Source organism: Burkholderia ambifaria AMMD, assembly GCF_000203915.1.
Lineage (GTDB): Bacteria > Pseudomonadota > Gammaproteobacteria > Burkholderiales > Burkholderiaceae > Burkholderia > Burkholderia ambifaria.
The window spans coordinates 623,925-647,585 of sequence record NC_008392.1 but is presented as its reverse complement, the minus strand read 5'-3'; the positions used below and the strand labels follow the sequence as shown (position 1 = coordinate 647,585).

The following is a 23,661-nucleotide window of genomic DNA, read 5'->3' as shown; positions in this document are numbered from 1 at the left end:
GTGTTTGAGGACTTTTGCGGTCCGGCGCAGCCCGGGCTTCGCCGGACCTCGCGCGTCGACGCCTGCGCGGCGATTTACGCGCCGAAGCTGCACCCGTCCCACGCGATCCGGGCGAACAGCGCATGCAGCTTCGCGCCGCGCGCGGCGTTCAGCGCGCGCGCATGGGCGACGCGTCCGGCCAGGTATGCGCGGAAATCCGGGTGCGCGGCACGATTCTGCGACGCCGGTCCGTGGCGGATGCAGTTGGTCAGGATGGCCTTCAGGACATCGAACTCGTCGCGCGCCAGATTCGGATGGCGATTGACGACCACGCCGGCCAGTTGCTGCCGCACGCCGCGCCGCATCACGCGCGTCTTGCGCAGCTGCAGCGCGAAGCCTTCCTCGAGCGCGATCGCGGCGACCCGCACCTGCAGCCGCCCGGCCTCGCGCGCAAGGGCGCCGCCGCCCGAGAACGCGAGATCGTCCGCGTAGCGCGTGTAGGTCGCGTCGAGCGAACGCGCGAGCGCGGCGAGCCGCATGTCGAGGCGGAACGCGCACAGGTTGGCCAGCGCCGGCGAGGTCGGCGCGCCCTGCGGCAGATGACGGTTGCGGTAGCGCTGGCGGCCGGTCCAGTCGAACCGGTCGCGCAGGTCGGCCTCGAGCAGCCGCGCCGACGGCACGCGGTTGGTGCACAGCGCGGTCAGCGTGCGCGCGACTTCCGCCGGATAGCCGAGCGTCACGAACAACGCATGAACCCGCGCCGCGCGCACCGACACGAAGAAATCCGCGAGATCGAAGCGGACGACGACGTCGCGATCCGCATGCGGGGCCGCGAACGACACGATCCCGCGTCCCTTGCGAAAGCCGTGCGCCGCGTCGTGCGGCGGGATGCGATCGAGCAGACCGTGCAGGATGCGGCGCTGCGCTTCGCGTAGCCGGCCCTTCGGGATCTCGATCAGGCGGCAGCCGCCGCGACGCTTGTCGTAGCCGGTGTACGTGTAGTGATGCAGCGGCGAGCCGCTGCCGCGCGCGTCGACGCGCCAGCGCTCGGACAGCCAGTCGAGCTCGGGCGCACTCACGCCAAGCCAGCGTGCCAGGTCGCCGCACGTCGGCCATTGCGGCACGTCGGCGCCGGCGAGCCGCGCCGGCAAGAGCCGCTGCACCGGCGGCCGGCGCACGATGCGCATCACGACCGGCCGATCGCGGCCGTACCACGCGATCATGAACGCCGACGTATCGGCCAGCGCGCTGGCGAGCAGGTCGGTATCGACGTCGGCCCAGTGCGTGCCGAAGTGCGCGATCGCGTGATCCACGAGCTCATGCGACCACGACGGTGCGGCGCCGAGCACGGTCTTGATGCGCTCGAGCATGCCGCCACGTTCGGGCGGGCCGGCCAGCATCGCTTCGGCAATCATGCGGGCTGTATCGAACCGGGATGCGTGCATGGCAAGGAATGGGCGGGACGATGAGTCAACGTGACAGGTGCTGCGAGAGCAGTCGTTGCGCAACGCGCAACCTGCGCTCTTGCGACGCATCGGAGTGTCGGTCTCATCCACGGGGTAGCCCCGTGGTCCTGGAACATCGGCTGCCTGTTCCGGGGGTGTGCTTGACCCACCGCCCCGCGACGCGACTTTAATGGCCGCGCGCGCGGGGTGTCAAATGGCGGGTCGCGCGATGCTCATGCCCGTCGCGCGAAAAACTCGCCGAACGGTATCGGCGACACGCGGACGCCTGCCATGCCGCTCAACATCGTCGCGGAGGTCGCGTGCGCGATCGAGTCCGGTACGTCGGTACGAAGACGTGTCGGCATGGGCCCGGTCTCGCTCTCTTGCTCTCGTGCGTTGTTCGAATGCGTCAGCGCGTCGGCGAACCGGGCGTTTCGGACTTACGGCAGCGGCGGCGCGTCCCGCAACACGGCTTGCAGCCCGGTCGCGAACGGCGTCGCATGCGCGATCCCGAGTGCACGCACGCGCGCCGCATCCAGATGGCAATCGTACGGACGCGGCGTCGCATCGGCCGGCGTGTCGATCCGCGCGAGCGCGGCGTCGATGCCGAGCGCGGCCGCGATCCGCTGCGCGATGTCGTACTTCGTCATCGGTTCCTCGGCCGACCAATGCCGGATGCCGGTGACGGTCGAACCCGCGAGATGGCGCAGCGTCAGGTCGCGGATGACCTCGGCGACGTCGGGCGTGTAGGTCGGATAGCGGATCGCCCACGCGTCCATGCCGACCGCGTCCGCGCCCGGTCGTGCGGACGCGACGATCGCCGGCACGAGGCTCGTGACGGCCGACTCGCGCCAGTCGACGATCGGGCCGTAGAGCAACGGCAGGCGCAGCACGCAGGCAAGCGGCGACGCGGCGAGCAACGCGGCCTCGCCTTCCAGCTTGGTGCGGCCGTAGATGTTCAGCGGGTTTGGCGCGGCGTCTTCGCGGTACGGCGCGTCCTTGCCGTCGAATACGTAGTCGGTGGAAATGCCGAGCGTCCACGCGCCGTAGCGCGCGGCGAGTGCGCCGATACGGGCCGGCGCATCGACGTTGATCGCGCGTGCGGCCGCGGGGTCGCGTTCGCAGACGTCCGGGCGCCGCTCGGCGGCGCAGATGATCACGGCGGCCGGTCGCCGGGTGTCGAACAGCTGTTCGAGCGCCGGCTGATCGAGGACGTCGAGCCGCGCGACGTTGTCCGGCGGCAACGCGAGGCGGCGTGCGCCCGCGGTGTCCGGGTTCCGGATGGTGGCGACCTGCGTCAGCGACGATTCGCGGGACAGCGAAGCGGCAACCGCACGGCCGAGCAGGCCGGACGCGCCGATGAGAAGGATGGTCGGATGCGACACGGTAGCCAACGACGAAAGGGAAAGAGGGCCCCCAATCTATACGAGAACCGGCACCGATGTCGATTTCGGTCGCACGTCGACGACGTGCGCATGATGAAACACGGCCCGGTGCGCAATTGCGCGCACCGGGCCCGTCGTGCGGCGCGAAGCCTCGCGCTCGCTTACTTCCGGTCGAACGAATACCGCCCCGGCCCGGTGACCGCGAGCAACAGCAGGCCGCCGATGATGCTGATGTTCTTGTAGAAGTTGATCATCGCGAGGTACTGGTCCATGCCCTGCAGTGCCCAGTAGCGATGCCCGATCAACGCGGTTGCGAGCGTATAGACCGCGAACACCAGCGCGAGCGGACGCGTGTAGAAGCCGACCGCGATCAGCGCGCCGCCGACCAGCTCGACCGCCACCGCGATTACCGCCGACAGCTCGGGCGACGGCGCCCCCGTCGACGCCATGTACGCGACCGTGCCCGAGAAGCCGTTCAGCTTCTGCCAGCCGAACAGCACGAACAGGATCATCATCAGCACGCGACCCGCCAGCAGCAGCTCGTCCTTCTTCGAATCCAGCGAAACGTAACGCATAGCAATCACCTTGAATGGATGGTTTGACGCATTCGGTGCCGACGTCCGCCGCAACGGCGAACCCAAAGATCGACAACGAACCCGCCTCGCACGATCGAACCGCGGGCCGGTCGGCCCGCTGCCGAAGAACCCGTCCGGTCGCGCCGTCGTGGCACGCTGCGAATCGGTTCTGGCGAAGCACGGGTGCAGTCTACTGTCTCACCGAAAATCATCAATCCGCCGAAACAAGATTCGTTGTCTCGATTGAGTGGACAATTGTCACGTAACAAACGCGTCACATGCGGCCGAGGGGGCATGGCAAATCTGCTGCGCGGCACCTACTGGAGAAGTTTCGGAAGGAAGCGCTCGGCGCTGCGCTGCTCGCCGTCTATGGCGTATGGCAGGCCGAAGGTAAAGTGCGGCATCTGATTGCTAGCAAGCTCGTCGACCGGACCGAACTCCTCGGGGCGCTGCCGACGACTGCACGGGAGTTTTGCTGAAAAGACACGGCCCGTGGCAGGTCGGCGTCCTCTACAGGTGCCGGTCCACGTCCATGCGTTGATGCAATACCCGAATCACGTCAAGGCTGTCGGCCGTTTCCCGATAGAACACCACGTGGGAACCGACCATGTAGCGCCAATAGCCGTTGCCCGCACGACTCGGTCGCCCTCTCCACTCGCGCCGCGCGAGACGCTCGAACGCCGAGGCGAGCTCGCCCACATAGTGCTCGGCCTGCTCAAGCGACCAGCGTTCGAAGGTGTAGGTCCAGATGTCCTCGAGATCGGCCTCGGCCAGCGGCGTCAGCCGCACCAGACGCGCCTCAATCGGCATGCTTTTTCCGCATCCGCTCCAAGAACGCCTGGCTGTCAAAGGCAGTCGGCTCGCCCGAGGCCTCGCCGGCCTTCAAGGCCTCCTGCAGGGCCCGCAACTCGGTTTCCTGCGTTTCGAGCAGGCGCAGCCCCGCCCGCACCACGTCGCTGGCCGAGCCATAGCGACCGGATGCGACCTGCGTGTCGACAAACTGAGCGAGGTGGTCTCCCAGCGAGATTGAAGTGTTCCGTGCCATCGTGCACCTCCTCATGATGGCACCATCATATACCAAATTTTGGTATCGGCCCCGGGTCCCACGGCATCGATGGATCTGCCAAGGGCGTTATCAGATGCAGTATTTCTGGCCCCCTGAGTGCCAGCCGGCGTCGACCATGAAAAAACCCGGCGGAAGCCGGGTTGTGAGATACGTGACCGTAGGTGGAACAGGCTATTTCGCAGCACGGCTTCGCGACGCGAGCACTACGGTGCTGGCCGCTAGCCGGTCGGCTCCGCGCGCCGCGATCTGCGTCACTCCGGCAGCGTGGGCGAGCGGCAGTCTGGCGGCCCGATCGCCCTCAGGCGGGCGGCCACGGCGAAAGCACGCTGTCCCAGTACTCGAACGTCAGTTTGCCGGCGACTTCGTCACCGACGTAATCCAACGTATAAGCGGTGGCCAGGCTCAGCACGCCTTGGTCGGTGCCGTTGTCGTCGACCACCCAGGTCCTGGCCTTATCCAGCGCAACAATCGATACCTGCGTGCCCTGGCCGAGCGCGGTCTTGGTAAACGAGAAGCGCGCGTGATTGAGGGTATTGTCATCCGGCGGCTCAACGGCTGAATATGGGATCAATTTCGTCGGATCGTCTAGGCTTTGCATGATCCAGTTGCCCTGCACATCGCTAAATACCCCCATCGTCGGATTCATGGTGAACATGCAGAACGCATCCGGTGTGTCCTTGCACGCCACGTAACAATCTCGACCGTAGAAGCTAGTAACCAGCGATATCCACTTTTTGTTGTACACCGACCTGAACGCAATGCCCTGCAGAGACGATCCCATGCTTGCCACTCCTTGTAATGATCAGTGATCGGCAACACGCTCCGCCGCGGACGTGGGCTCTTTTCCAACGCGAGCGCGGAGAAGACTCGGCCCTCGATTGCCGAACGCTCAATATAGATGATTCGGCGCGAATTCATATGACGAAAACACCGTCTTCAGCTTGCTTGGTCACGTTAATGCGCAAGGCCGTGTCCCACGTGGTAACCCACGATGTCGATCAAAGCACCACACTGGCCCAGGTTCGGCACTCGCGTCAGCGTCGCGAAAACTACCCAATGGCGCGCACCTCCGGAATCATCGCTGCCTGACCGCAGTGATTCCCGGCCGGATCGGTGAGTTGCCACACCGTCGCGTGATCGATCCAGAAACGTGTGCCGGACTTGGTGATGCGTATCCCGCGATATCCCGAAACGAAGCCGTCTCGCGCGACTTTCTCGAGAAACGACTGGCGTTCGCTTCGCTCCATCGGCTCCGCGGAGAAGCGTGAAGGCAGGGCGGTCAGTTCATCCCAGTCATATCCGAAAATGGCCTGCGCGCGCTTGTTGCCGTAGACGAACACGGGATCTGCCGCTACGTCGTGCGCGAGAATCCCGAAAGGCGCTTCCTCGTACAGCCATGTCGCGGCTTCGGACGTGCCCATCCCGGCAGGAACGAGCGACTTGTGGAGCAGTCGCTGATAGCTGTCCGCAAGGACGCGGAAGAAGTGAACGTCGATGGGCGATGACATTTGCAGAAAGCTCCGGAGAAGATTTTCGAGCGCAATAGTATGACGATTTCGGACGCACCGTCATATTGCCGCCCACCATCCGCCGTCGTCCGATCAGGATGCCCTCTGCCGGTGCCGGCGACATGTTGCGCGGGACAAATTCAATTGCCACTCGGAAAAACCGAACGGGCAAGAAAAGCCATAAAAAGCTCGATTTACCAACAGTCAGCCAACACGTGTATCGGGCCGCCGTCCCGCCGAATCACATGAGGTCGATCGGCAGCGTCTTGTCGAGCTTGTCGTGCCACGCACGAATGGTCTTCGGCACCGTCTTTTTCCACGCCGGCACGTTCGAGTAGTAGCGCATCCGCACCTTGTCATGCGCGTCGAACACGAGTAGCCCGATCCACAGATCGGTACCCCGTTGCATCACGATCGCGGCGTTCGTCGTCGCGATGCCACGCACCCAGTACGACGTCACGTTGGCGTTCAGGCCGTCGAGATCCTTCTCGTCCGCGCTGACGTTGATCATGTCGACGAGCGTCTGATAGTCGGCGCCGAGCAGCTTGTGCGCGACCGCGTTCTGCCGCGCGTCGGTCAGCACCTTCAGGGTCACGAGATCCGCCGGCGGACGCGCCTGCGCCTTCGATGCCGTCACGTAATCGCCCGAATACGTGACGCCCGAACCGGCGCCGCAATCGACATCGCTGCCCTGCTGTGCGACCTGCATGCGTCCACCGTTGCGGCTGAAATCGAGCCGGCATTGATCCTGGCGAAACGTGCCGCGGTCGCCGTGCAGTTCGATATCGCCGCTGAGCCCGCCCGTATTCCCACCGTTGTTGCCGCTCAGTTCGAAGTGCAGGCGCGGCGCCGTGCCGGTGAACGTCAGCACGCCGCCGAACGACGGGGTGTCGCTGTCGCGATACCACGTCTGCTGCCACCGGTCGGCTGCAAGCGGCGCACCGTTCAGGCTCGCGAGCCGCTCGCGATAGCGATCGCCGACGCACAACACGCCGGCGCCGCAGCGGTCGCGTTGCTTCAGCCATTGCAACTGCGCGGCCTTCAGCGCGGCCGTATCGCCGCCTTTCGCGAGCGCCTTCTTCCATGCCCCGGCCAGCTGGCCGTCGAGCGATGACAGCGCGGGATCTGCGCAGATCGCCTTCTCGGTCGGCGAAGCGGCTTTCGCGCAGTCGAAACCGGCCGCGTGCGCGGCCATCGGCGCTATCGTCAGTACTGCCAATATCATCGCGGATCGCAGGTTCGCGCGCCGCGCATGCCGGCCGTGCATCACGGTTTGCCCTCGCTCGCCGGCGCGAGCATTCGATCGGTTTTTCATTGTCATTGGACTCGTCGTGGATCGCAGTGAGTAGAAGCTACGTGCTCGATGCGATGTGAGGTAAAAACGCCCGGCCCGGCATGCACTGCGGACCGTCGGCCCCGTTGAAGCCTAACGCGAATGCGCGCCGCCGATCAATCGCACCCCCTGCCCTCTACCTCCGCATACCCAGCCGCTCCGCCAGAAATCCGATGAAGGTGCGCAGCGTGACGAACCCTTCCCGATGCTGCGGAAACACCGCGTTCAGCGTGATCGGCGACGGCGCGTACGCGTCGAGCACCGGCACGAGCGCGCCGCTGTCGAGCGCCGCGCCGACGATGAAATGCGGCAGCAGCGCGATGCCGAGCCCCGCGATCGCCGCGTCGCGCACGACTTCACCGTTGTTCGCGACGAGCGGCCCCTGCACGTCGAACGTGCGCGCCGCGCCGTCGATCCGGAATTCCCAGCCGACGCGCCGCTCGCGGCCGTACAGCAGGCACGTGTGCGCGGCGAGATCGGCTGGCGTGTCGGGCGTGCCCTGCCGCTTCAGGTAAGCGGGGCTCGCGCACGCGATCATCTTCCACGCACCGAGCGGACGCGCGATCAGCGTCGAATCCTCGAGCGCGCCGATCCGCAGCACGAGGTCGAAGCCCTCGCCGATGAGATCGACGCGCCGGTCGGTCAGGTCGAGGTTCAGCCGCACGGCCGGATGCGCGGCCAGGAATTCGGCGATCAGCGGCGACACGTGCGTGATCCCGAACGACAGCGGCGCGCTGATCTTCAGCGAGCCATGCAGTTCGGTGCTGCGCACCGACATCGCCTGCTCGGCGTCGGCGACCTCGGCGAGGATCCGCTGCGCGCGCGCATAGAACTCCTGCCCCGATTCCGTGACCGCGAGATTGCGCGTATTGCGATGCAGGAGGCGCACGCCGAGCGACGCCTCCAACGCCATCGTGCGCCGGCTCACGAATTGCTTGGACAGCATCAGTTGATCGGCCGCCGCCGTGAAGCTGCCCGCATCGACGGTCGACACGAAGATCCTGAGGTCGTTGAGTTCCATATTGTCCACCTGAAAGTGACAGTCATTATCTCTACAACCATTTATTTGTCAAATCGATTGACCTAAGATTCATCTCAACGAACGGCCGGGCCCACTTTCGAGGTCCGGCGACTTCCAGGACAAAATCATGATCGAGACTCGTGCAGCAAACCAACGTGGCCACGCCGAGCATGGCTGGCTCAGCTCCCGTCACACGTTTTCGTTCGCGAACTACTACGACCCGAAGCAAGTCGGCTTCTCCGATCTGCTGGTGATCAACGACGACCGCGTCGCCCCGGGCCGCGGCTTCGGCACGCACCCGCACCGCGACATGGAAATCCTGTCGTACGTGCTCGACGGTGCGCTGGAGCACAAGGATTCGATGGGCACCGGGTCGGTGATCGTGCCGGGCGACGTCCAGTTGATGAGCGCGGGTACCGGCGTGCGTCACAGCGAGTTCAACCACTCGCACGAAACGCCCGTCCACTTCCTGCAGATCTGGGTCGGACCGTCCGAGAAGGGTGCCGAGCCGCGCTATCAGCAGACGAATGTCGCGGAGGCCGACAAGCGCGGCAGGCTCACGCCGATCGTGTCGCCCGACGGTAACGGCGGTTCGCTGAAGATCCGCCAGGACACGCGGATCTACGCCGGCCTGTTCGACGGCGACGAGCGCGCCACGCTCGAACTGGCACCGGGCCGCTTCGCCTACGTGCATGTCGCACGCGGCAGCGTGACGGTCAACGGCGTGACGCTCGGCGAAGGTGACGGCGCACGCATCCGCGACGAACAGGCGCTGACGTTCGCCGACGGCAAGGATGCCGAGGTGCTGGTATTCGACCTGCGCCCGGTCGAAGTGACGGCCGAGTGGGCGTGACGCCCGTTCGGAAAACCAGGCCCCGCTGACCGCGGGGCCTTACCTTATCAATCGGAGATTCGCATCATGGCCAAGGTACTCGTTCTTTACTACTCGTCCTACGGGCACGTCGAAACGATGGCGCAGCACATCGCGGAAGGCGCGAAATCGGTGCCCGGCGTCGAGGTCACGCTCAAGCGCGTGCCGGAAACCATCCCCGCCGACCAGGCAAAGGCCATCGGCGTGAAGGTCGACCAGGCCGCGCCCGTCGCCACCGTGGACGAGCTCCCGAACTACGACGCGATCATCTTCGGCACGCCGACCCGCTTCGGCAACATGGCCGGCCAGATGCGCACGTTCCTCGACCAGACCGGCGGCCTGTGGATGAAGGGCGCGCTCGTCGGCAAGATCGGCAGCGTGTTCGCGTCGACCGGCACGCAGCACGGCGGCCAGGAAACGACCATCACGTCGTTCCACACGACGCTACTGCACCAGGGGATGGTGATCGTGGGCGTGCCCTACGCATGCAGCGGGCTCGTCAACATGAGCGAGATCACGGGCGGCACGCCGTACGGCGCGACCACGCTCGCGGGCGCGGACGGCAGCCGTCAGCCGAGTGCGAACGAACTCGACATCGCGCGCTACCAGGGCAAGCACGTCGCGGAACTGGCCGTGAAGCTCGCGTCGTAACGCGGGTGCCGCCGGCCCCGGCAAGCCCGGGACCGCGGCGCGTTCCGCCTGCGCGGCACGCACACGAACGAACGGCGCCGGTCGAACCGGCGCCGTTTGTCATTGCGCGAACACCGGCCGCGAACGCCGGCCGTTACTGGCCCGATGCGGGCGCTGCAGGAGCCGGGGCGGGAGCCGGCGCCGCCTTCGTCGCGGGCGCCTTTTCCACCGCGTTCTGCGGGTAGTTGCTCTGGTCGTTGGTCAGCCGGTAGCCGCTGCCCGTGCCGATCGCGTTCAGGTCCTTCGCATGGCGCGCGCGGGCGGCCTTGCGGGCGGCCTTCTTCTGCGCCTTGTCGAGCTGCTTCTGCGTCGGCGCGGACGCCGGATCCTGCGCGTATGCCGCCGGCGCCGCGGTCAACAGCAGACCGAACGACGCCGTTACTGCCACTGCCACCGAAACCACGCGAAACTTCGTCATCGCCGGTTCTCCTTGTCGATTGTTGGATGTGGGTCAACGCCGGCACGCACGCGACGGGTGTCGGCGTGCGACGACGGCGCCGATGCAACGTTAGCCGATCGTCGCACGAATGTCCGTGCCGGTTCCTGAATTCTCCTGATAACGGTAGCGATACGTGCGCGGCGGGCGCCCGGCCGGCCGGCGCGGCGCCCGCCGTCATCAGGGAAACCGATAGGCCTCACGCGCGCCGCCGCTCAGATCCAGCGCGACAGCACCGGCAGCAGGATCGGCACGATGAACGCGGTCAGCACGCCGTTCAGCCCCATCCCGAGCCCGGCGAACGCGCCGGCCTCCTCGCTGACCTGGAACGCGCGCGCGGTGCCGATCCCGTGCGATGCGACGCCGAGCGCGAAACCGCGCACGGCCGGCTCCTCGATACGCAGCGCGTTCAGGATCCCGCGTGCGCACACGGCGCCGAAAATCCCCGTCGAGATCACCAGCACCGCGGTCAGCGACGGAATCCCGCCGATCGCCTGCGCGACGGCCATCGCGATCGGCGTGGTCGCGGATTTCGGCGCGAGCGACGCGATCGTCTGGTGCGACGCGCCGAACAGCGCGGCGATGCCGACCGCCGACACGATCGCGGTCAGCGAGCCCGCCAGCAGCCCGACGAGCAGCGGCACCGCGGCGCGCCGCAGCTTCGACCACTGGCGGTACAGCGGCAGCGCCAGCGCGACGGTCGCCGGGCCGAGCAGGAAGTGGACGAACTGCGCGCCCTCGAAATACGTCGGATACGGCGTGTGCGTGATCGTCAGCAGCACGACGATCAGCGCGACCGCGATCAGCACCGGGTTCGCGAGCGGGTTGAAGCGTGCGCGTGCATAGACGGCCTGTGCAATCAGGTAGGCGATCAGCGTGATCGTCAGGCCGAGCAGCGGGGTTGCGGCGAGGTAGACCCAGATCGCGCCGAGTTTCGGGAAGGCCGTCACGGCGTGCCCTCCGCCGCGCCGTGCCCGCGCCGCTGGCGGCGCAGCAACGCGCGCGTGACGAGCGCCGTCACGGCGATCGCGAGCGACGTGCTGACCGCCAGCGCGACGACGACCGCGAGCGCATCGCCGCGCACGCGGTCGGCCGACACCATGATGCCGACGCCGGCCGGCACGAACAGCAGCGACAGATGGCGCAGCAGTTCGAGCGCGGTCGGTTCGATCGCGTCGGCCGCCTGCGGGCGCAGCATCACGAAGCCGAACAGCAGCAGCATGCCGATCACGGGGCCCGGCACCGGCAGGCCGAACAGATAGGACACGCCTTCCCCGAGACACTGGAAGGTCAGCAAGACCGCGAACGCCTGCAGCATGAACCGCTTCTCCCGAACGTGGCCGCGCTACTGCGGTACCGGGTAGCCGCGCGGCCGATGAACCGGCGGCGAGCGACGCCGGCGTGGACGATACGCGCGATCGTACCAACATTGAATGCCGGACGGACGGCGGGACGTCATCGGGCTGGTGCGCAAGGTGGTCAGGATTGATTGATCCCGTCGCCATGCGCCAAGCCGCGCGCCACCGCCCGCCCCGACGCGACCGAACGCGAGATGCACGACGCAGCCGATGCGTGCGGGACATGCGACCGACCGCCCCGCCCGCGTCACAACCGCACGATCGTCGATTTGAGCTCGGTGTATTTGTCGAGCGCGTGCAGCGACTTGTCGCGACCGTTGCCCGACTGCTTGTAGCCGCCGAACGGGAAGTTCATGTCGTCGCCGCCGTCGCCGTAGCAGTTGACCCACACCGTGCCGGCACGCAGGCGCCGCGCGACCGTGTGTGCCGTCGCGAGGTCGGCCGACCACACGGCCGCCGCGAGCCCGTACTCGGTATCGTTGGCGATGCGTACGGCCGTGTCGACGTCGTCGAACGCGATCACCGACAGCACCGGCCCGAAGATCTCCTCGCGCGCGATCGTCGCGTGCGCGTCGACCTCGAACACGGTCGGCTCGACATAGAACCCGCCCGTGTCCTCGCGCACGCGCGCTCCGCCCGTCACGAGGCGCCCTTCCTCCCGTCCGATGCCGATGTAGCGCATCACGCGCTCGAGCTGCGCACGATCGACGATCGCGCCCATCGCCACCGCGGGATCGAGCGGATGCCCCGGTGCGAAGCGTCGCGACGCAGCGACCAGCCGGTCGACGAACGCCTCCTTGATGTCGCGATGCACGAGCAGGCGCGAGCCCGCCGTGCACACTTCCCCCATGTTGAAGAAGATCGCATCGGCCGCCGCCTGCGCGGCGCGATCGAGGTCCGGGCAATCGGGCAGCACGATGTTCGGCGACTTGCCGCCCAGTTCGAGCCATACGCGCTTCAGGTTCGATTGCGCGGCGCACGCCATGATCTGCTGCCCGGTGCGCGCCGAGCCGGTGAACGCGATGCAGTCGACGTCGCGATGCAGCGCCAGCAGCCGTCCCGGCTCGGCGCCGCCGGGCACGACGCTGAACACGCCGGGCGGCACACCGGCGTCGCAGGCGAGCTGCGCGACGCGAATCGCGGTCAGCGGCGACTTCTCGGACGGCTTGAGCACGACGCTGTTGCCGGCCGCGAGCGCCGGCGCGAATTTCCACGCGGCCATCAACAGCGGAAAATTCCACGGCACGACCGCCGCGACGACGCCGATCGGCTCGCGCGTGACGAGCCCGACGAGATGACGGTCGGCCGGCACGACCTCGCCGCCGACCTTGTCGATCGCTTCGGCGTACCAGTCGACGCAATGCGCGGCGGCCGGCACGTCGATGGCCGTGGTGTCGGCAATCGGCTTTCCGGTGTCGAGCGTCTCGAGCAGCGCAAGTTCGTCGCGATGCTCGCGCATCAGCGCCGCCCAGCGCTGCAGCACGGCCTTGCGGGCACGCGGATTCATGCCGGCCCACGCCTGCGCGTCGAACGCGCGGCGCGCGGCCGCCACGGCCGCATCGACGTCGTCGGCGCCGCAGTCGGCCACGTGCGCGAGCACGCGGCCGTCGATCGGACTCACGCACGCGAACGTCGCCCCGGTGTGCGCGTGGCACAGGTCGCCGTCGATAAACGCGCGCGCTTCGATCCGCAGCACGGCCGCGCGGGCCTGCCAGTCTTCGAATGTGGATGGATTCATGGGTGTTCCCTTCCGGTCAAAAGTCGGTCATCACGATCCGGTCACCGGATCGATCGGCGTGAACGTGCCGGCGCGCGCCTCGATCGCCTCGCCGGCGGCGAGGCACAGCGCCTCCTGGAAGCGCCCGGCGACGAGTTGCACGCCCGTCGGCACGCCGTCGCGCACGCCGGTCGGCACCGACAGCCCCGGCAGCCCGAGCAGCGCCGTCGCCAGCAACGGCCCCTGCATGGCGACGATGTCGCGCATCGCGTCATCGCCGTGCTGGTCGGCATCGATCGCGAACGGCTGCGCACACGACACCGGCATCAGCAGCAGCGGGTAACGCGTGAAGAACTGCTGCCAGTCGCGCAGAAGAGCAGTCCGCCGCGCCAGGCCGTTCATGTAGCCGGCGAGGTCGAGCGGCGACGCGAGCCTGCGCTGGCTCGCGAACGCGGTGCGGATCGCCGCGTCGCCGTGCTGCATGATCACGTCGCCGAGCCCGCTGCGCGCTTCGTTCGTCACGAGGTCGAGCCACAGCGTGCACGCTTCGGCGATCCGCGGCGGTTGCGCTTCCTCGACGACGCAGCCCGCCTCTTCCAGCCAGCGCGCGGCCTGCCGGACCGCTTCGACGACCACCGGGTCCGACGGCACGCCGGGTAGCGCCGGACACACGGCAACCCGTACCGGGAACGTCGCGTCGCGAGCGACCGGCGCGACCGGCATCCACCACGCGTCGCGCGCGTCGCCCACCGCCATCGCATCGAGCGCGACGCGCAGGTCGCCGACTGTGCGCGCGAGCGGCCCTTGCACGGACGCGAGCTGCACGGCGAGCGTACGGTCCTTCGATTGCGTCGCGTTGTAGGCCGGCACGCGGCCGGTGCTCGGCCGCAACCCCGCGACGCCGCATGCGTAGGCCGGGTAGCGGATCGAACCGCCGAGGTCGTTGCCGTGCGCGATCGCGCCGATGCCGGCGGCGACCGCGGCGGCCGCGCCGCCGCTGGAGCCGCCCGGCGTCAGCGACGGATTCCACGGATTCGACGTGCGGCCGTGCAGCTCGTTGTCGGTGAACCACCGATACGAAAACGCCGGCGCATTGCTGCGCCCGATCACGATCGCGCCGGCGTTGCGCAGGTTCGCGGTCACCGGGCTGTCTTCCTGCGCGAGCAGGCCGGCAAATGCGCGCACCCCGTTCGTCGTCGCGCGGCCGGCCGTGTCGACGTTGATCTTCACCGTCACCGGCACGCCGTGCAGCGGGCCGACCGGCGCGCCGCGCGCGATCGCGGCATCGGCTTCGGAAGCCGCCTGCAACGCGCTGTCGGCCAGCACGTCGACGATCGCGTTGATGACGGGGTTCACCTGCTCGAGCCGCCGCAGGCAGCTGTGCACGAGTTCCGTCGACGACACGTCGCGCCGCGCGACGTACGCGGCCATCTCGGCCGCGCTCAGACGCCACAATTCCTGGGTCATGGGATGCTCCTCGTTGATGTTTCGATCGAATGGATTTGGCCTCGCGCTACGCGCGCGACGGCTCGGCCTGCGGCGCATGCGACGCGTAGATCTTCCGGCACGTCTCGACAACCTCCCACGTGCCGCGAAAACCCGGCGGAATCACGAAGCGGTCGCCGGCGCGCAGCACGCGCTCGCCGCCGTGCGCACCGCGCACGATCGCGACGCCGCTCAGCATCTCGCAGTACTCCGACTCGTCGTAGTCGATCGTCCAGCGTCCGGGCGTGCATTCCCAGATCCCGCAACTGAACTGCCCGCACGGGCTGATGTAGTGATGCGACAGTGTCTGCATCGGATTGCCGTCGAGCAGCAGCCCGGCCGGCACGCGGCTTTGCGTGAGCCGGGCCGGCGCCTGCATCAGGTCGACGAGATGGGTGACGTGGGTCATGAATGCCTCCAGCGCATGAGTGAATGGTTCAAAACGATTCGTTGCCGCGCGGTCGAGCAAGCCGCGCCGCACGGGTCAAAGCAGATCCATCGTCCGGTGCCATGCCATAGCGAGCGCCAGCATCGGCGTGCGCAGCGCGCGGCCGCCCGGAAAGTCGCGATGGCGAATGCGGCCGAACAGGTCGAAACGCGCAGCCTGCGCGTCGATCGCTTCCGCGATCAGCCGCCCCGCGAGACCGGTCACGTTCACGCCGTGCCCGGAGAAGCCCTGCGCGAAATACACGGTCGGCTCGAGCCGCCCGAAATGCGGCGCGCGATTCATCGTCGCGTCGATCAGGCCGCCCCACGCGTAGTCGATCCGTACGTCGGCGAGCTGCGGGAACGTCTTCAGCATGTCGTGCCGCATCGCCTGCGCGAGATCGCGCGGGGTGCGCGTCGAGCTGCTCGCCTTGCCGCCCCACAGCAACCGGCGATCGCGCGTCAGCCGGAAATAGTCGAGCGCCGAATTGCAGTCGCTGATTGCCGCGTCGGCCGGCATCGTTTCGGCCGCGCGTGCGGCGCCGAGCGGCTCCGTCGCGATCACGTAGGTCGCCACCGGGATGATCTTGCGTGCGAGCGCCGGCGCCAGCTGCCCGAGGTACGCATTGCCGGCCAGCACGACGTAGCGGGCGTCCACGTGGCCGCGCGCACACCTGACGCGGTGGTACGGCGCGGCGCGCTCGAGCGCGAGCGCCGGCGTGTCCTCGTGGATCGTCACGCCGGCCGCGCGCGCCGCGCGTGCGAGGCCGAGCGTGTAGTTCAGCGGATGCAGATGGCCGCTGCCTTCATGACGCAGGCCGCCGACGTAGCGGTCCGAAGCGACGAAGCGCCGCATGTCGGCACGTTCGACGATTTCGTAGCCGCGATAGCCGAAGCGGCTCGCCGCGGTGTCGCGCCATTTGCGCAGCGCGTCGATGTGGCGCTTCTTGTTCGCGGCCGTCAGATAACCGAGGGTCAGGTCGCAATCGATGCCGTAGCGCTCGACCCGCTGCCGGACGAGATCGACCGATTCGAGCCCCATCGCCCATATCTGCCGCACGTCGTCGTCCGGAAGATAAGCCGAGAACGTATCGATGTCGCACGAGTATCCGGCGATCAACTGGCCGCCATTGCGACCGCTGGCGCCCCAGCCGATCCGTGATGCCTCGACGAGCACGACCGAATGGCCGCGCTCGGCGAGATCGAGCGCCGCGGTGAGGCCGGTGAGCCCGCCGCCGATCACGCACACGTCGGCCGACACGGCTCCATCAAGCGATGGATGGCGGGTTCGGTCGTTGGCGGTATCTGCATAGTACGACTGAATATGTTGCTGATTTTCGAACTTGAGCATGAGTGACAATCGCTAACGGCGTCGCGTCAGAACGCGTAGATGAGTTGGGTCGCGAGCAGGTCGTTCGACTTTGCATACGACCCGTCGTGACGCAGGAATACCTTGTTGCTCGCCCAGTCGTGCCGATACTCGACCTTGACCGTCACTTGCTGGGTCGGATAGAACAGCAGGTCGAATGCAGCCGCCTGCCGCGTCGCGCCCTTGCACTCGAAGCCGACGCCGCCGTTCGCCTTCGACATCGCGAGGCAGTCCGCGTCGATGCCGAAGCCGTTGTACGGATCCATCCCGTTGCCGTTCAGGCCGATCGACGATCCGCCGCCGCCATTCTTGCGGTTGACGAGCAGGTCGTAGCGCAACGTCGCGCCCATGCGGCCGACCACCGGCACGTTGAACTTGCGATGCGCGAGCAACGACAACCCGAACCACTGCGCAAGCCCGCCGTTGAACGCGCCGTGCTGCTGCTGGCCGTAGTCGAACTCCGCGTTGTACTGCGCGTCGGCGAGCGTGTAGGTCGCGTCGGCTTCCGCGAAGAAAAACGCACCGTATGCGCCGGGCGCATTGCCGCCCACGCCGTAGTGCACGTTGCCGGTGGCCGGGTCGATCGCGCTCGGCAGCGTCTGGCGGCCGATGTTGATCGACCCGCCGATATCCAGCGCGCTGCCGCGCATGTAGTCGACGCGCGCGGTGAAGGTGGGCACCTTGTTGCTCGTCGTGATCGGATCGCCGAGTGCGTTCACGCCGGTCTGCGTGACCGCGCCCGCGCTGCGGAACTGCTCGTTGCCGACGAAGAACTTCCACGCCCACTGCCCGCTCGGACTCAGGTAGTTGATGCCGCCCGCGCCGATCGACGAACCCGGATCCGAGAAGTCGTACAGCAGGTTGTGCGTGAGCGTGAGCATCTGGTTCGACTGCTGGTACTCGTAGCCGCCGAAGCCGAGCACCAGCCCGCCGATGAACGCGGTCGTGCCCGACAGCGGCACCGTGACGACGGCAGTGTTCACGATGTCGAGACCGCTCGCGCCGCTGCCCGTCATCATCGACAGGCCGGCGCCGCGGTTCGGCATCAGCGTGATTTCGGCGGACGGCGCGCTCGGCCCGACGCCGAACGTCTTCTTGATGTCGAGGAATACGTCGCCAAACGTGCTGTTGTAGTAGGTGTACGCGCTCTCGTGATTCGCGAACTGGAACGACGACGTGCCGGCGCCCCGGTTGTACACGTAGGTCGGATCGAGGTAGCCGGTCACCGACAACCCGGCGATCGGGCCGGTGCGCGCGGCGTCGGTGAGCGAGTCGACCTTCAGCCGCTGGTTCGCGACCTGCTGACGGATCTCGGTCACGTCGTCGTTGGTCAGCACCGCAGGCGCGTGCCCGTAGCCGGACGCCGATGGGTCGGCCGCGGGCGTACTCGTCGCCGCGGCCGACGAAGCCTGCGCGGCCACCGGTTTCGCGGCGAGTTGCGATTGCAGCGCGCTCATCTGCCGCTGCAGCACGGCGAGCTGCTGTTGCAGCGCCCTGATCTGCTCGGCGCTCGAACTCGCGACGGCCAACCCCGGCAACGCACCGGCGATCAGCGCGCACAGCATCTTCTTTTTCATCCAACGTCTCCTTGTCGTTCTTCACTTCACGGGATGCGGTGCGGGGTCGCGGCGCGCGTGCACGGCCGACGCGCGAGCGGGCGGCGAGACCGTCGGTGCAGACGGTGCGTCCGGCGCGCAGGCCGCGTGCCACGCACGGGCGTCGCGGGCTTGCCGTCGCTCGCGGGCCAGCATCGAGCGGTTCACGACGACGACGCCGATCGTCACGACCGTGATGAACACCGTCGCGAGCGCGTTCATCTCCGGGTTCAAGCCGAGCCGCACGCGCGAGAACACGACGAGCGGCAGCGTCGTCGAACCGGGGCCCGACAGGAAGGCAGAAAGAATGACGTCGTCGATCGACACGGTGAACGCGAGCAGCCAGCCGGACACCAGCGCCTGCGCGATCAGCGGCAGCGTGATCACGAAGAACACCTTCAACGGCCGGGCACCGAGGTCGAGCGCGGCTTCCTCGATCGAGCGATCGAGCTCCTTCACGCGCGACTGCACGATCACCGCGACGAACGACAGGCACAGCATCACGTGGCCGATCCAGATCGTCAGCCAGCCGCGCCCGGCAGGCCAGCCGAAGGTCTGCTGCATCGCGACGAACAGCAGCAGCAGCGAGATGCCCTGGATCACTTCGGGAATCACCAGTGGCGCGTTGATCATTGCCGCATAGAGCGTGAAGCCGCGAAAGCGCCCCATGCGGGCCAGCACGAAGCCGGCCCAGGTGCCGATCGCGACCGACGCGGTCGCCGTCAGCACCGCGATCTTCAGCGACAGCCACGCGGCCGTCAGCAGTTCGCCGTCGTGCAGTAGCACGCCGTACCAGCGAAACGAGAAGCCGGACCACACCGTCACGAGCTTCGACGCGTTGAACGAATAGACGACGAGGCTCGCGATCGGCACGTACAGGAACAGGAAGCCCACGCCCAGCACACAGGCGGACAACAGGCGATTCGCGCGGGTCATGAGCGCCCCTCCGCTTCGGCCTGGCTGTAATGGAGCAGCGCCATCGGCACGAGCAGCAGCGCCACCATCGTCACCGTCACCGCGGACGCCATCGGCCAGTCCATGTTGTTGAAGAACTCGTCCCACATCACGCGGCCGAGCATCAGCGTGTTCGCGCCGCCGAGCAGTTCCGGGATCACGTATTCGCCGACGGCCGGGATGAACACGAGCAGGCTGCCCGCGACGATTCCGTTGCGCGACAGCGGCAGCGTGATGCGCCAGAACGCGGACCACGGCGTCGCGCCGAGATCGTGCGCGGCCTCGAGCAGCGTGAGGTCCATCTTCACGAGGTGCGCATAGAGCGGCATCACCATGAACGGCAGGTACGAATAGACCATCCCGATGTAGACGCCCGCGTCCGTGTGATAGAGGCGCAGCGGCGTCGCGATCACGCCGAGCGCCGCCAGCGCGCGATTCAGCAGGCCGTCGTCCTTCATGATCCCGACCCATGCATAGACGCGAATCAGGAACGACGTCCAGAACGGCAGCATCACGGCCATCATCAGCAGGTTGCGGCGTGCCGGCGCCGCGCGGGCGATGCAGTACGCGATCGGATAGCCGGCGAGCACGCACATCAGCGTCGACGCGGCGGCCATCTTCAGTGAACTGACGTAGGTTTTCAGATACAGGTCGTCCTGCAGCAGCAACGCGTAATGCTTCAGCGACAACACGAGCTGGACCGTGCCGGATTCCAGCCGTGCGAGCGCGGTATACGGCGGAATGCCGAGCACCTGGTCGGCGAAGCTGATCTTCAGCACCAGCACGAACGGGAGCGCGAAGAAGATCGTGAGCCACAGGAACGGCACGCCGATCGCGACGTTGCGGCCCGACGGCAGGAAGCGCGACAGCGCGGCGAAGCGGCCGGCTCTGGCGCTTGCCGCACCGGTCGACACCGGCGCGGACGGAGTGGAAGCGGAAGTTCTGATCATGTCGTCCTCACTGCGTCAGCACGACGCCGCTGGCCGGCGACCACGACACGAACACGTCGTCGTTCCACGATGGCGCGCCGTCGTGCAGCAGGTGCGAGCTCGACAGGTTCGACACGACCGTCTTGCCGCTCGGCAGCCGCACGTGATACAGCGAGTAGCTGCCCATGTACGCGATGTCGGTCACGACGCCGCGCGCCCAGTTGTGATGGGAGCCGGGCTTGTCGCGCGACACGTGCACGCGTTCGGGCCGCACCGAGATGCCGACGGGCATCCCCAGCGGGCCGGTCACGCCGTGGCTCACGTACATGCGCGCCTCGAGGTCGTCGCTCTCGACGAAGATGTGATCGGGCTCGTCCTCGACCACGCGCCCTTCGAACAGGTTCGTCGAGCCGATGAACTCGGCCGAGAAGCGGCTGTTCGGGTATTCGTACACTTCGCCGGGCGTGCCGATCTGCACGATCTTGCCTTCGCTCATCACCGCGAGGCGGCTCGCCATCGTCATCGCCTCTTCCTGGTCGTGCGTGACCATCACGCAGGTCACGTCGACCTTCTCGATGATGTTCACGAGTTCGAGCTGGGTCTTCTGGCGGATCTTCTTGTCGAGCGCGGACATCGGTTCGTCGAGCAGCAGCAGCTTCGGGCGCTTGACCAGCGAGCGAGCCAGCGCGACGCGCTGCTGCTGGCCGCCGGACAACTGGTGCGGCTTGCGCTTCGCGTACTTGCTCATCTGCACGAGCGCGAGCGCGTCGGCCACGCGTTCCTTGATCTCGTTCTTCGGCGTGCCTTCCTGCTTCAGCCCGAACGCGACGTTCGACTCGACCGACATGTGCGGGAACAGCGCGTACGACTGGAACATCATGTTCACCGGGCGGCGGTACGGCGGCAGCGACGCGAGGTCTTCGCCGTCGACGAGAATCTTGCCGGAGGTGGCCGTCTCCAGCCCGGCGAGCATGCGCAACAGCGTCGACTTGCCGCAGCCCGAGCTGCCGAGCAGCGCGAACAGCTCGTTCTTCGCGATCGTCAGGTTCACGTTGTCGACGGCGGTGCTGTCGCCGAACCTCTTCACGACATTTTCGATGCGCACGAACGCGTCGTGCGCGGGCCGGCTGCGATGGCCGGCGGCGGCCGGCCGGGCGTATGCGATGGAGTCCATGATCGTCGCCCTCAACCGCCCGACTTCAGTTGCAGCCACAACCGGTTCTGCATCCGCGCGATGTCGGCGCTGCGCGGCATCGCGAGCGACGTCTTCGCGAGCGTGCCGTCCGGCAGGTAGATGCCCGAATCCTGCGCGATCGCCGGCGTCACGAACGATTTCGCGGCCTTGTTCGCGCTCGGATAGAAGATCTCGTTCGTGATCGCCGCGTTGGTCTTCGGCTCCTCGATGTAGTTGATCCACTTCAGCGCCGCTTCCGGGTGCGGTGCGTCCTTCGGAATCGCCATCACGTCGAACCACAGCAGGCCGCCTTCCTTCGGATTCACGTAGCGGATTTCGTACGGACGCTTCGCGTCGAGCGTGCGCCGCCGCGCGACGCTGACGTCGCCGGACCAGCCGAGCACGACGCACACGTCGTTGTTCGCGAGATCGTCCGCATAGCCGGCCGAGCTGAACTGCGTCACGTACGGGCGGATCTTCTTCAGCACGTCGTAGGCGGCCTGGTAGTCGGCCGGATTCTTGCTCTCCGGATCCTTGCCCAGGTACTGCAGCGCGGCCGCGAACGCGGCGTCCGGCGCATCGAGCAGCGAGATGCCACAGCCTTTGAGCTTCGCCGCGTTCGCGGGATCGAACAGCAGTGCCCAGCTGTCGGTGGGCGCGCTCTCGCCGAGCCGCTTTTTCACTGCGTCAACGTTGTAGCCGAGGCCCGTCGTGCCCCAGGCCCACGGCACGCCGTACTGATTGCCCGGATCGGCCTTCGCGATCATCTTCATCAGCACCGGATCGAGATTCGCGAGATTCGGCAGCTTCGACTTGTCGAGCTTCTGGTACACGCCGGCCTGGATCTGCTGGGCGAGATAGTTCGACGTCGGCACGACGATGTCGTAGCCCGAGCTGCCTGCGAGCAGTTTGGTCTGCAACGTGTCGTCGCTGTCGTAGCTGTCGTAGCGCACCTTGATGCCCGTCTGCTTCTCGAAGTTGGGCACCGTGTCGTTCGCGATGTACTGGGACCAGTTGTAGACGTTCAGGTTGGCGTCGCCCGCATGGGCGGACCGGCTGGTCGCGAGGGCCAACCCCGCGGACGTGACGAGCGCGGCGCACAGGGCCGCGCGACGACGGGAACGGATACGCATGGGGATTCTCCTTGTGATGGGTATCGGCCCTGGCGCCATGTCCGGGTCCGGACTCGCGTCAACGCCGTCAAGCGGTGTTCAGCACAAGGGTCAATGTAGAGATCGCGGCCCGTACCGTCAGTCGTGAAAACCGGGACAAACGTCATCGCCGTTCGCGGTGGTTTGGGTAGATTCCCGCGTAGGCAGTCGAAAATATTCGTGATACCTGTAGCGCCACCTGACTTCTTCGACATCCGACGCCATGAGCGCTGCGCTTTCCATCCCCGATCTCCCGCTGAGTCACGTCGCATTCGTGACGGATACGCTCGGCGATATCGCGCAAGCGATCGGGACGCCGCAGTTCATGCGCGCCGTGTACGACACGCTCGTGCGCTACGTCGATTTCGACGCGGTGCATCTCGACTACGAACGAAGCGCGGCGTCGGGCCGGCGCAGCGTCGGCTGGATCGGCAGCTTCGGCCGCGAGCCGGAGCTCGTCGCGCAGGTGATGCGCCACTACTACCGAAGCTATGCGAGCGAGGACCTCACGTATGCGGCCATCGACAGCGAAAGCGACACGCAGTTGCTGCAGGTGTCGTCGCAGCGGGTCGCGAGCGAGCTGCGGCACCTGTTCTTCGACGCTGGCGACATTCACGACGAATGCGTGATCGCGGGCGTGACGGGCGGCACGCGCTACTCGATTTCGATCGCGCGGTCGCGACGGCTGCCGCCGTTTTCGCTGAAGGAACTGAGTCTGCTGAAGCAGTTGTCGCAGGTCGTGCTGCCGATGGCGTCCGCGCACAAGCGGCTGCTTGGCGCTGTCTGCGCGGACGAAGGGCCGCGCGACGAACTCGATCTCGACCGCGTCGCGCAATGGCTGCCGGAACTGCAGGAACGCCTGACCGCGCGCGAGATGCATGTGTGCGCATCGTTCATCCAGGGCATGACGTCGGCGGCGATCGCGCAGTCGATGGGGCTCAAGACGTCCACCGTCGATACCTATGCGAAGCGCGCGTTCGCGAAGCTCGGCGTCGATTCGCGGCGGCAGCTGATGGCGCTCGTGCTCAGGAATGCATCGCGTCGACACGATGCGTGAGGGCCCGGCAAGCGCGCCGTCGTCCGGTTGCGCACGCAACGATACGGCGATACGCCGCCGAGCCTCATAACGATCCGACAATTTATTGGTTCCCTTGACGATGCGCCGTCCGTATCGTTCACCGACTCGTCAGACCT

General features: G+C 67.0%; 24 protein-coding genes. 3 read left to right on the top strand and 21 right to left on the bottom strand.

All coding sequences use genetic code 11. The features are described from left to right. Positions 1-74 precede the first annotated feature (74 nt). The 9 genes from BAMB_RS30365 to BAMB_RS30320 all read right to left on the bottom strand — a co-directional run bounded on the left by BAMB_RS30365 (position 75) and on the right by BAMB_RS30320 (position 8,312). Entirely contained in the window at positions 75-1,424 is a 1,350-nt protein-coding gene (locus BAMB_RS30365) for a reverse transcriptase family protein (protein WP_041491791.1), read from the bottom strand. A 440-nt stretch (positions 1,425-1,864) separates the two neighbouring features. After that, positions 1,865-2,809, bottom strand: a complete 945-nt coding sequence (locus BAMB_RS30360; protein WP_041491790.1) for a dTDP-4-dehydrorhamnose reductase family protein — start codon at positions 2,807-2,809, stop codon at positions 1,865-1,867. A gap of 161 nt (positions 2,810-2,970) precedes the next feature. Next, a complete protein-coding gene (locus BAMB_RS30355; protein ID WP_011660963.1) occupies positions 2,971-3,384 on the bottom strand; it encodes a DoxX family protein in 414 nt (137 codons plus the stop codon). Positions 3,385-3,894: 510 nt separating this feature from the next. Further along, the gene (locus BAMB_RS30345; RefSeq protein ID WP_011660961.1) at positions 3,895-4,194 is read right to left on the bottom strand and encodes a type II toxin-antitoxin system RelE/ParE family toxin; all 300 of its coding nucleotides are present in this window, start codon (positions 4,192-4,194) and stop codon (positions 3,895-3,897) included. Then, on the bottom strand, positions 4,184-4,429 hold the full coding sequence (locus BAMB_RS30340; protein WP_011660960.1) for a type II toxin-antitoxin system ParD family antitoxin: 246 nt from the start codon (positions 4,427-4,429) through the stop codon (positions 4,184-4,186). Before BAMB_RS30340 ends, BAMB_RS30345 begins: the two co-directional genes overlap by 11 nt. A 319-nt stretch (positions 4,430-4,748) precedes the next feature. Next, positions 4,749-5,231 (bottom strand): hypothetical protein, encoded by a 483-nt coding sequence (locus BAMB_RS30335; RefSeq protein WP_011660959.1) that lies wholly within the window; start codon positions 5,229-5,231, stop codon positions 4,749-4,751. 268 nt (positions 5,232-5,499) lie between these two features. Next, positions 5,500-5,958 carry an MEKHLA domain-containing protein gene (locus BAMB_RS30330; RefSeq protein ID WP_011660958.1) on the bottom strand — a complete coding sequence of 153 codons (459 nt, stop codon included), beginning with the start codon at positions 5,956-5,958 and terminating at the stop codon, positions 5,500-5,502. Between the two features lie 241 nt (positions 5,959-6,199). Then, positions 6,200-7,225 (bottom strand): lysozyme inhibitor LprI family protein, encoded by a 1,026-nt coding sequence (locus BAMB_RS30325; RefSeq protein ID WP_011660957.1) that lies wholly within the window; start codon positions 7,223-7,225, stop codon positions 6,200-6,202. A 202-nt stretch (positions 7,226-7,427) separates the two neighbouring features. Next, the gene (locus BAMB_RS30320) at positions 7,428-8,312 is read right to left on the bottom strand and encodes a LysR family transcriptional regulator (protein WP_011660956.1); all 885 of its coding nucleotides are present in this window, start codon (positions 8,310-8,312) and stop codon (positions 7,428-7,430) included. 127 nt (positions 8,313-8,439) lie between these two features. Between BAMB_RS30320 and BAMB_RS30315 the strand changes: the two genes are divergently transcribed. Together BAMB_RS30315 and wrbA are read left to right on the top strand one after the other, a co-directional pair. Continuing rightward, complete coding sequence (locus BAMB_RS30315; protein WP_006750591.1) at positions 8,440-9,165, top strand: pirin family protein; 726 nt, start codon at positions 8,440-8,442, stop codon at positions 9,163-9,165. A 66-nt stretch (positions 9,166-9,231) separates the two neighbouring features. Further along, positions 9,232-9,834 carry an NAD(P)H:quinone oxidoreductase gene (gene wrbA / locus BAMB_RS30310; protein ID WP_011660955.1) on the top strand — a complete coding sequence of 201 codons (603 nt, stop codon included), beginning with the start codon at positions 9,232-9,234 and terminating at the stop codon, positions 9,832-9,834. Between the two features lie 133 nt (positions 9,835-9,967). Here the strand turns inward: wrbA and BAMB_RS30305 are convergent, their stop codons facing one another. From BAMB_RS30305 to BAMB_RS30250, 12 genes are all read right to left on the bottom strand, one after another. Next, positions 9,968-10,291, bottom strand: a complete 324-nt coding sequence (locus BAMB_RS30305) for a hypothetical protein (RefSeq protein WP_011660954.1) — start codon at positions 10,289-10,291, stop codon at positions 9,968-9,970. 233 nt (positions 10,292-10,524) lie between these two features. After that, positions 10,525-11,259 carry an LrgB family protein gene (locus BAMB_RS30300; RefSeq protein ID WP_011660953.1) on the bottom strand — a complete coding sequence of 245 codons (735 nt, stop codon included), beginning with the start codon at positions 11,257-11,259 and terminating at the stop codon, positions 10,525-10,527. Continuing rightward, entirely contained in the window at positions 11,256-11,627 is a 372-nt protein-coding gene (locus BAMB_RS30295) for a CidA/LrgA family protein (RefSeq protein WP_011660952.1), read from the bottom strand. Before BAMB_RS30295 ends, BAMB_RS30300 begins: the two co-directional genes overlap by 4 nt. Before the next feature lie 287 nt (positions 11,628-11,914). After that, positions 11,915-13,405 carry an aldehyde dehydrogenase gene (locus tag BAMB_RS30290; RefSeq protein WP_011660951.1) on the bottom strand — a complete coding sequence of 497 codons (1,491 nt, stop codon included), beginning with the start codon at positions 13,403-13,405 and terminating at the stop codon, positions 11,915-11,917. Positions 13,406-13,435: 30 nt separating this feature from the next. Beyond that, positions 13,436-14,851: an amidase family protein gene (locus BAMB_RS30285; RefSeq protein ID WP_011660950.1), complete on the bottom strand. Its 1,416-nt coding sequence runs from the start codon at positions 14,849-14,851 to the stop codon at positions 13,436-13,438. A gap of 46 nt (positions 14,852-14,897) precedes the next feature. Further along, a complete protein-coding gene (locus BAMB_RS30280; RefSeq protein WP_011660949.1) occupies positions 14,898-15,278 on the bottom strand; it encodes a cupin domain-containing protein in 381 nt (126 codons plus the stop codon). 75 nt (positions 15,279-15,353) lie between these two features. Continuing rightward, complete coding sequence (locus tag BAMB_RS30275) at positions 15,354-16,646, bottom strand: NAD(P)/FAD-dependent oxidoreductase (protein ID WP_011660948.1); 1,293 nt, start codon at positions 16,644-16,646, stop codon at positions 15,354-15,356. 26 nt (positions 16,647-16,672) lie between these two features. Then, entirely contained in the window at positions 16,673-18,241 is a 1,569-nt protein-coding gene (locus tag BAMB_RS30270) for a DUF3138 family protein (protein WP_011660947.1), read from the bottom strand. Between the two features lie 21 nt (positions 18,242-18,262). Further along, the gene (locus BAMB_RS30265) at positions 18,263-19,195 is read right to left on the bottom strand and encodes an ABC transporter permease subunit (protein ID WP_011660946.1); all 933 of its coding nucleotides are present in this window, start codon (positions 19,193-19,195) and stop codon (positions 18,263-18,265) included. Then, the gene (locus BAMB_RS30260) at positions 19,192-20,160 is read right to left on the bottom strand and encodes an ABC transporter permease subunit (RefSeq protein WP_082089723.1); all 969 of its coding nucleotides are present in this window, start codon (positions 20,158-20,160) and stop codon (positions 19,192-19,194) included. The genes BAMB_RS30265 and BAMB_RS30260 overlap by 4 nt, the downstream gene beginning before the upstream one ends. A 10-nt stretch (positions 20,161-20,170) precedes the next feature. Continuing rightward, positions 20,171-21,316, bottom strand: coding sequence for an ABC transporter ATP-binding protein (locus tag BAMB_RS30255; RefSeq protein ID WP_011660944.1), 1,146 nt, complete (start codon positions 21,314-21,316; stop codon positions 20,171-20,173). An 11-nt stretch (positions 21,317-21,327) separates the two neighbouring features. Continuing rightward, positions 21,328-22,449, bottom strand: coding sequence for a polyamine ABC transporter substrate-binding protein (locus BAMB_RS30250; protein WP_011660943.1), 1,122 nt, complete (start codon positions 22,447-22,449; stop codon positions 21,328-21,330). A 241-nt stretch (positions 22,450-22,690) separates the two neighbouring features. Here BAMB_RS30250 and BAMB_RS30245 point away from each other — a divergent pair, with 241 nt between their 5' ends. Next, complete coding sequence (locus tag BAMB_RS30245) at positions 22,691-23,524, top strand: helix-turn-helix transcriptional regulator (RefSeq protein ID WP_011660942.1); 834 nt, start codon at positions 22,691-22,693, stop codon at positions 23,522-23,524. Positions 23,525-23,661 lie beyond the last annotated feature (137 nt).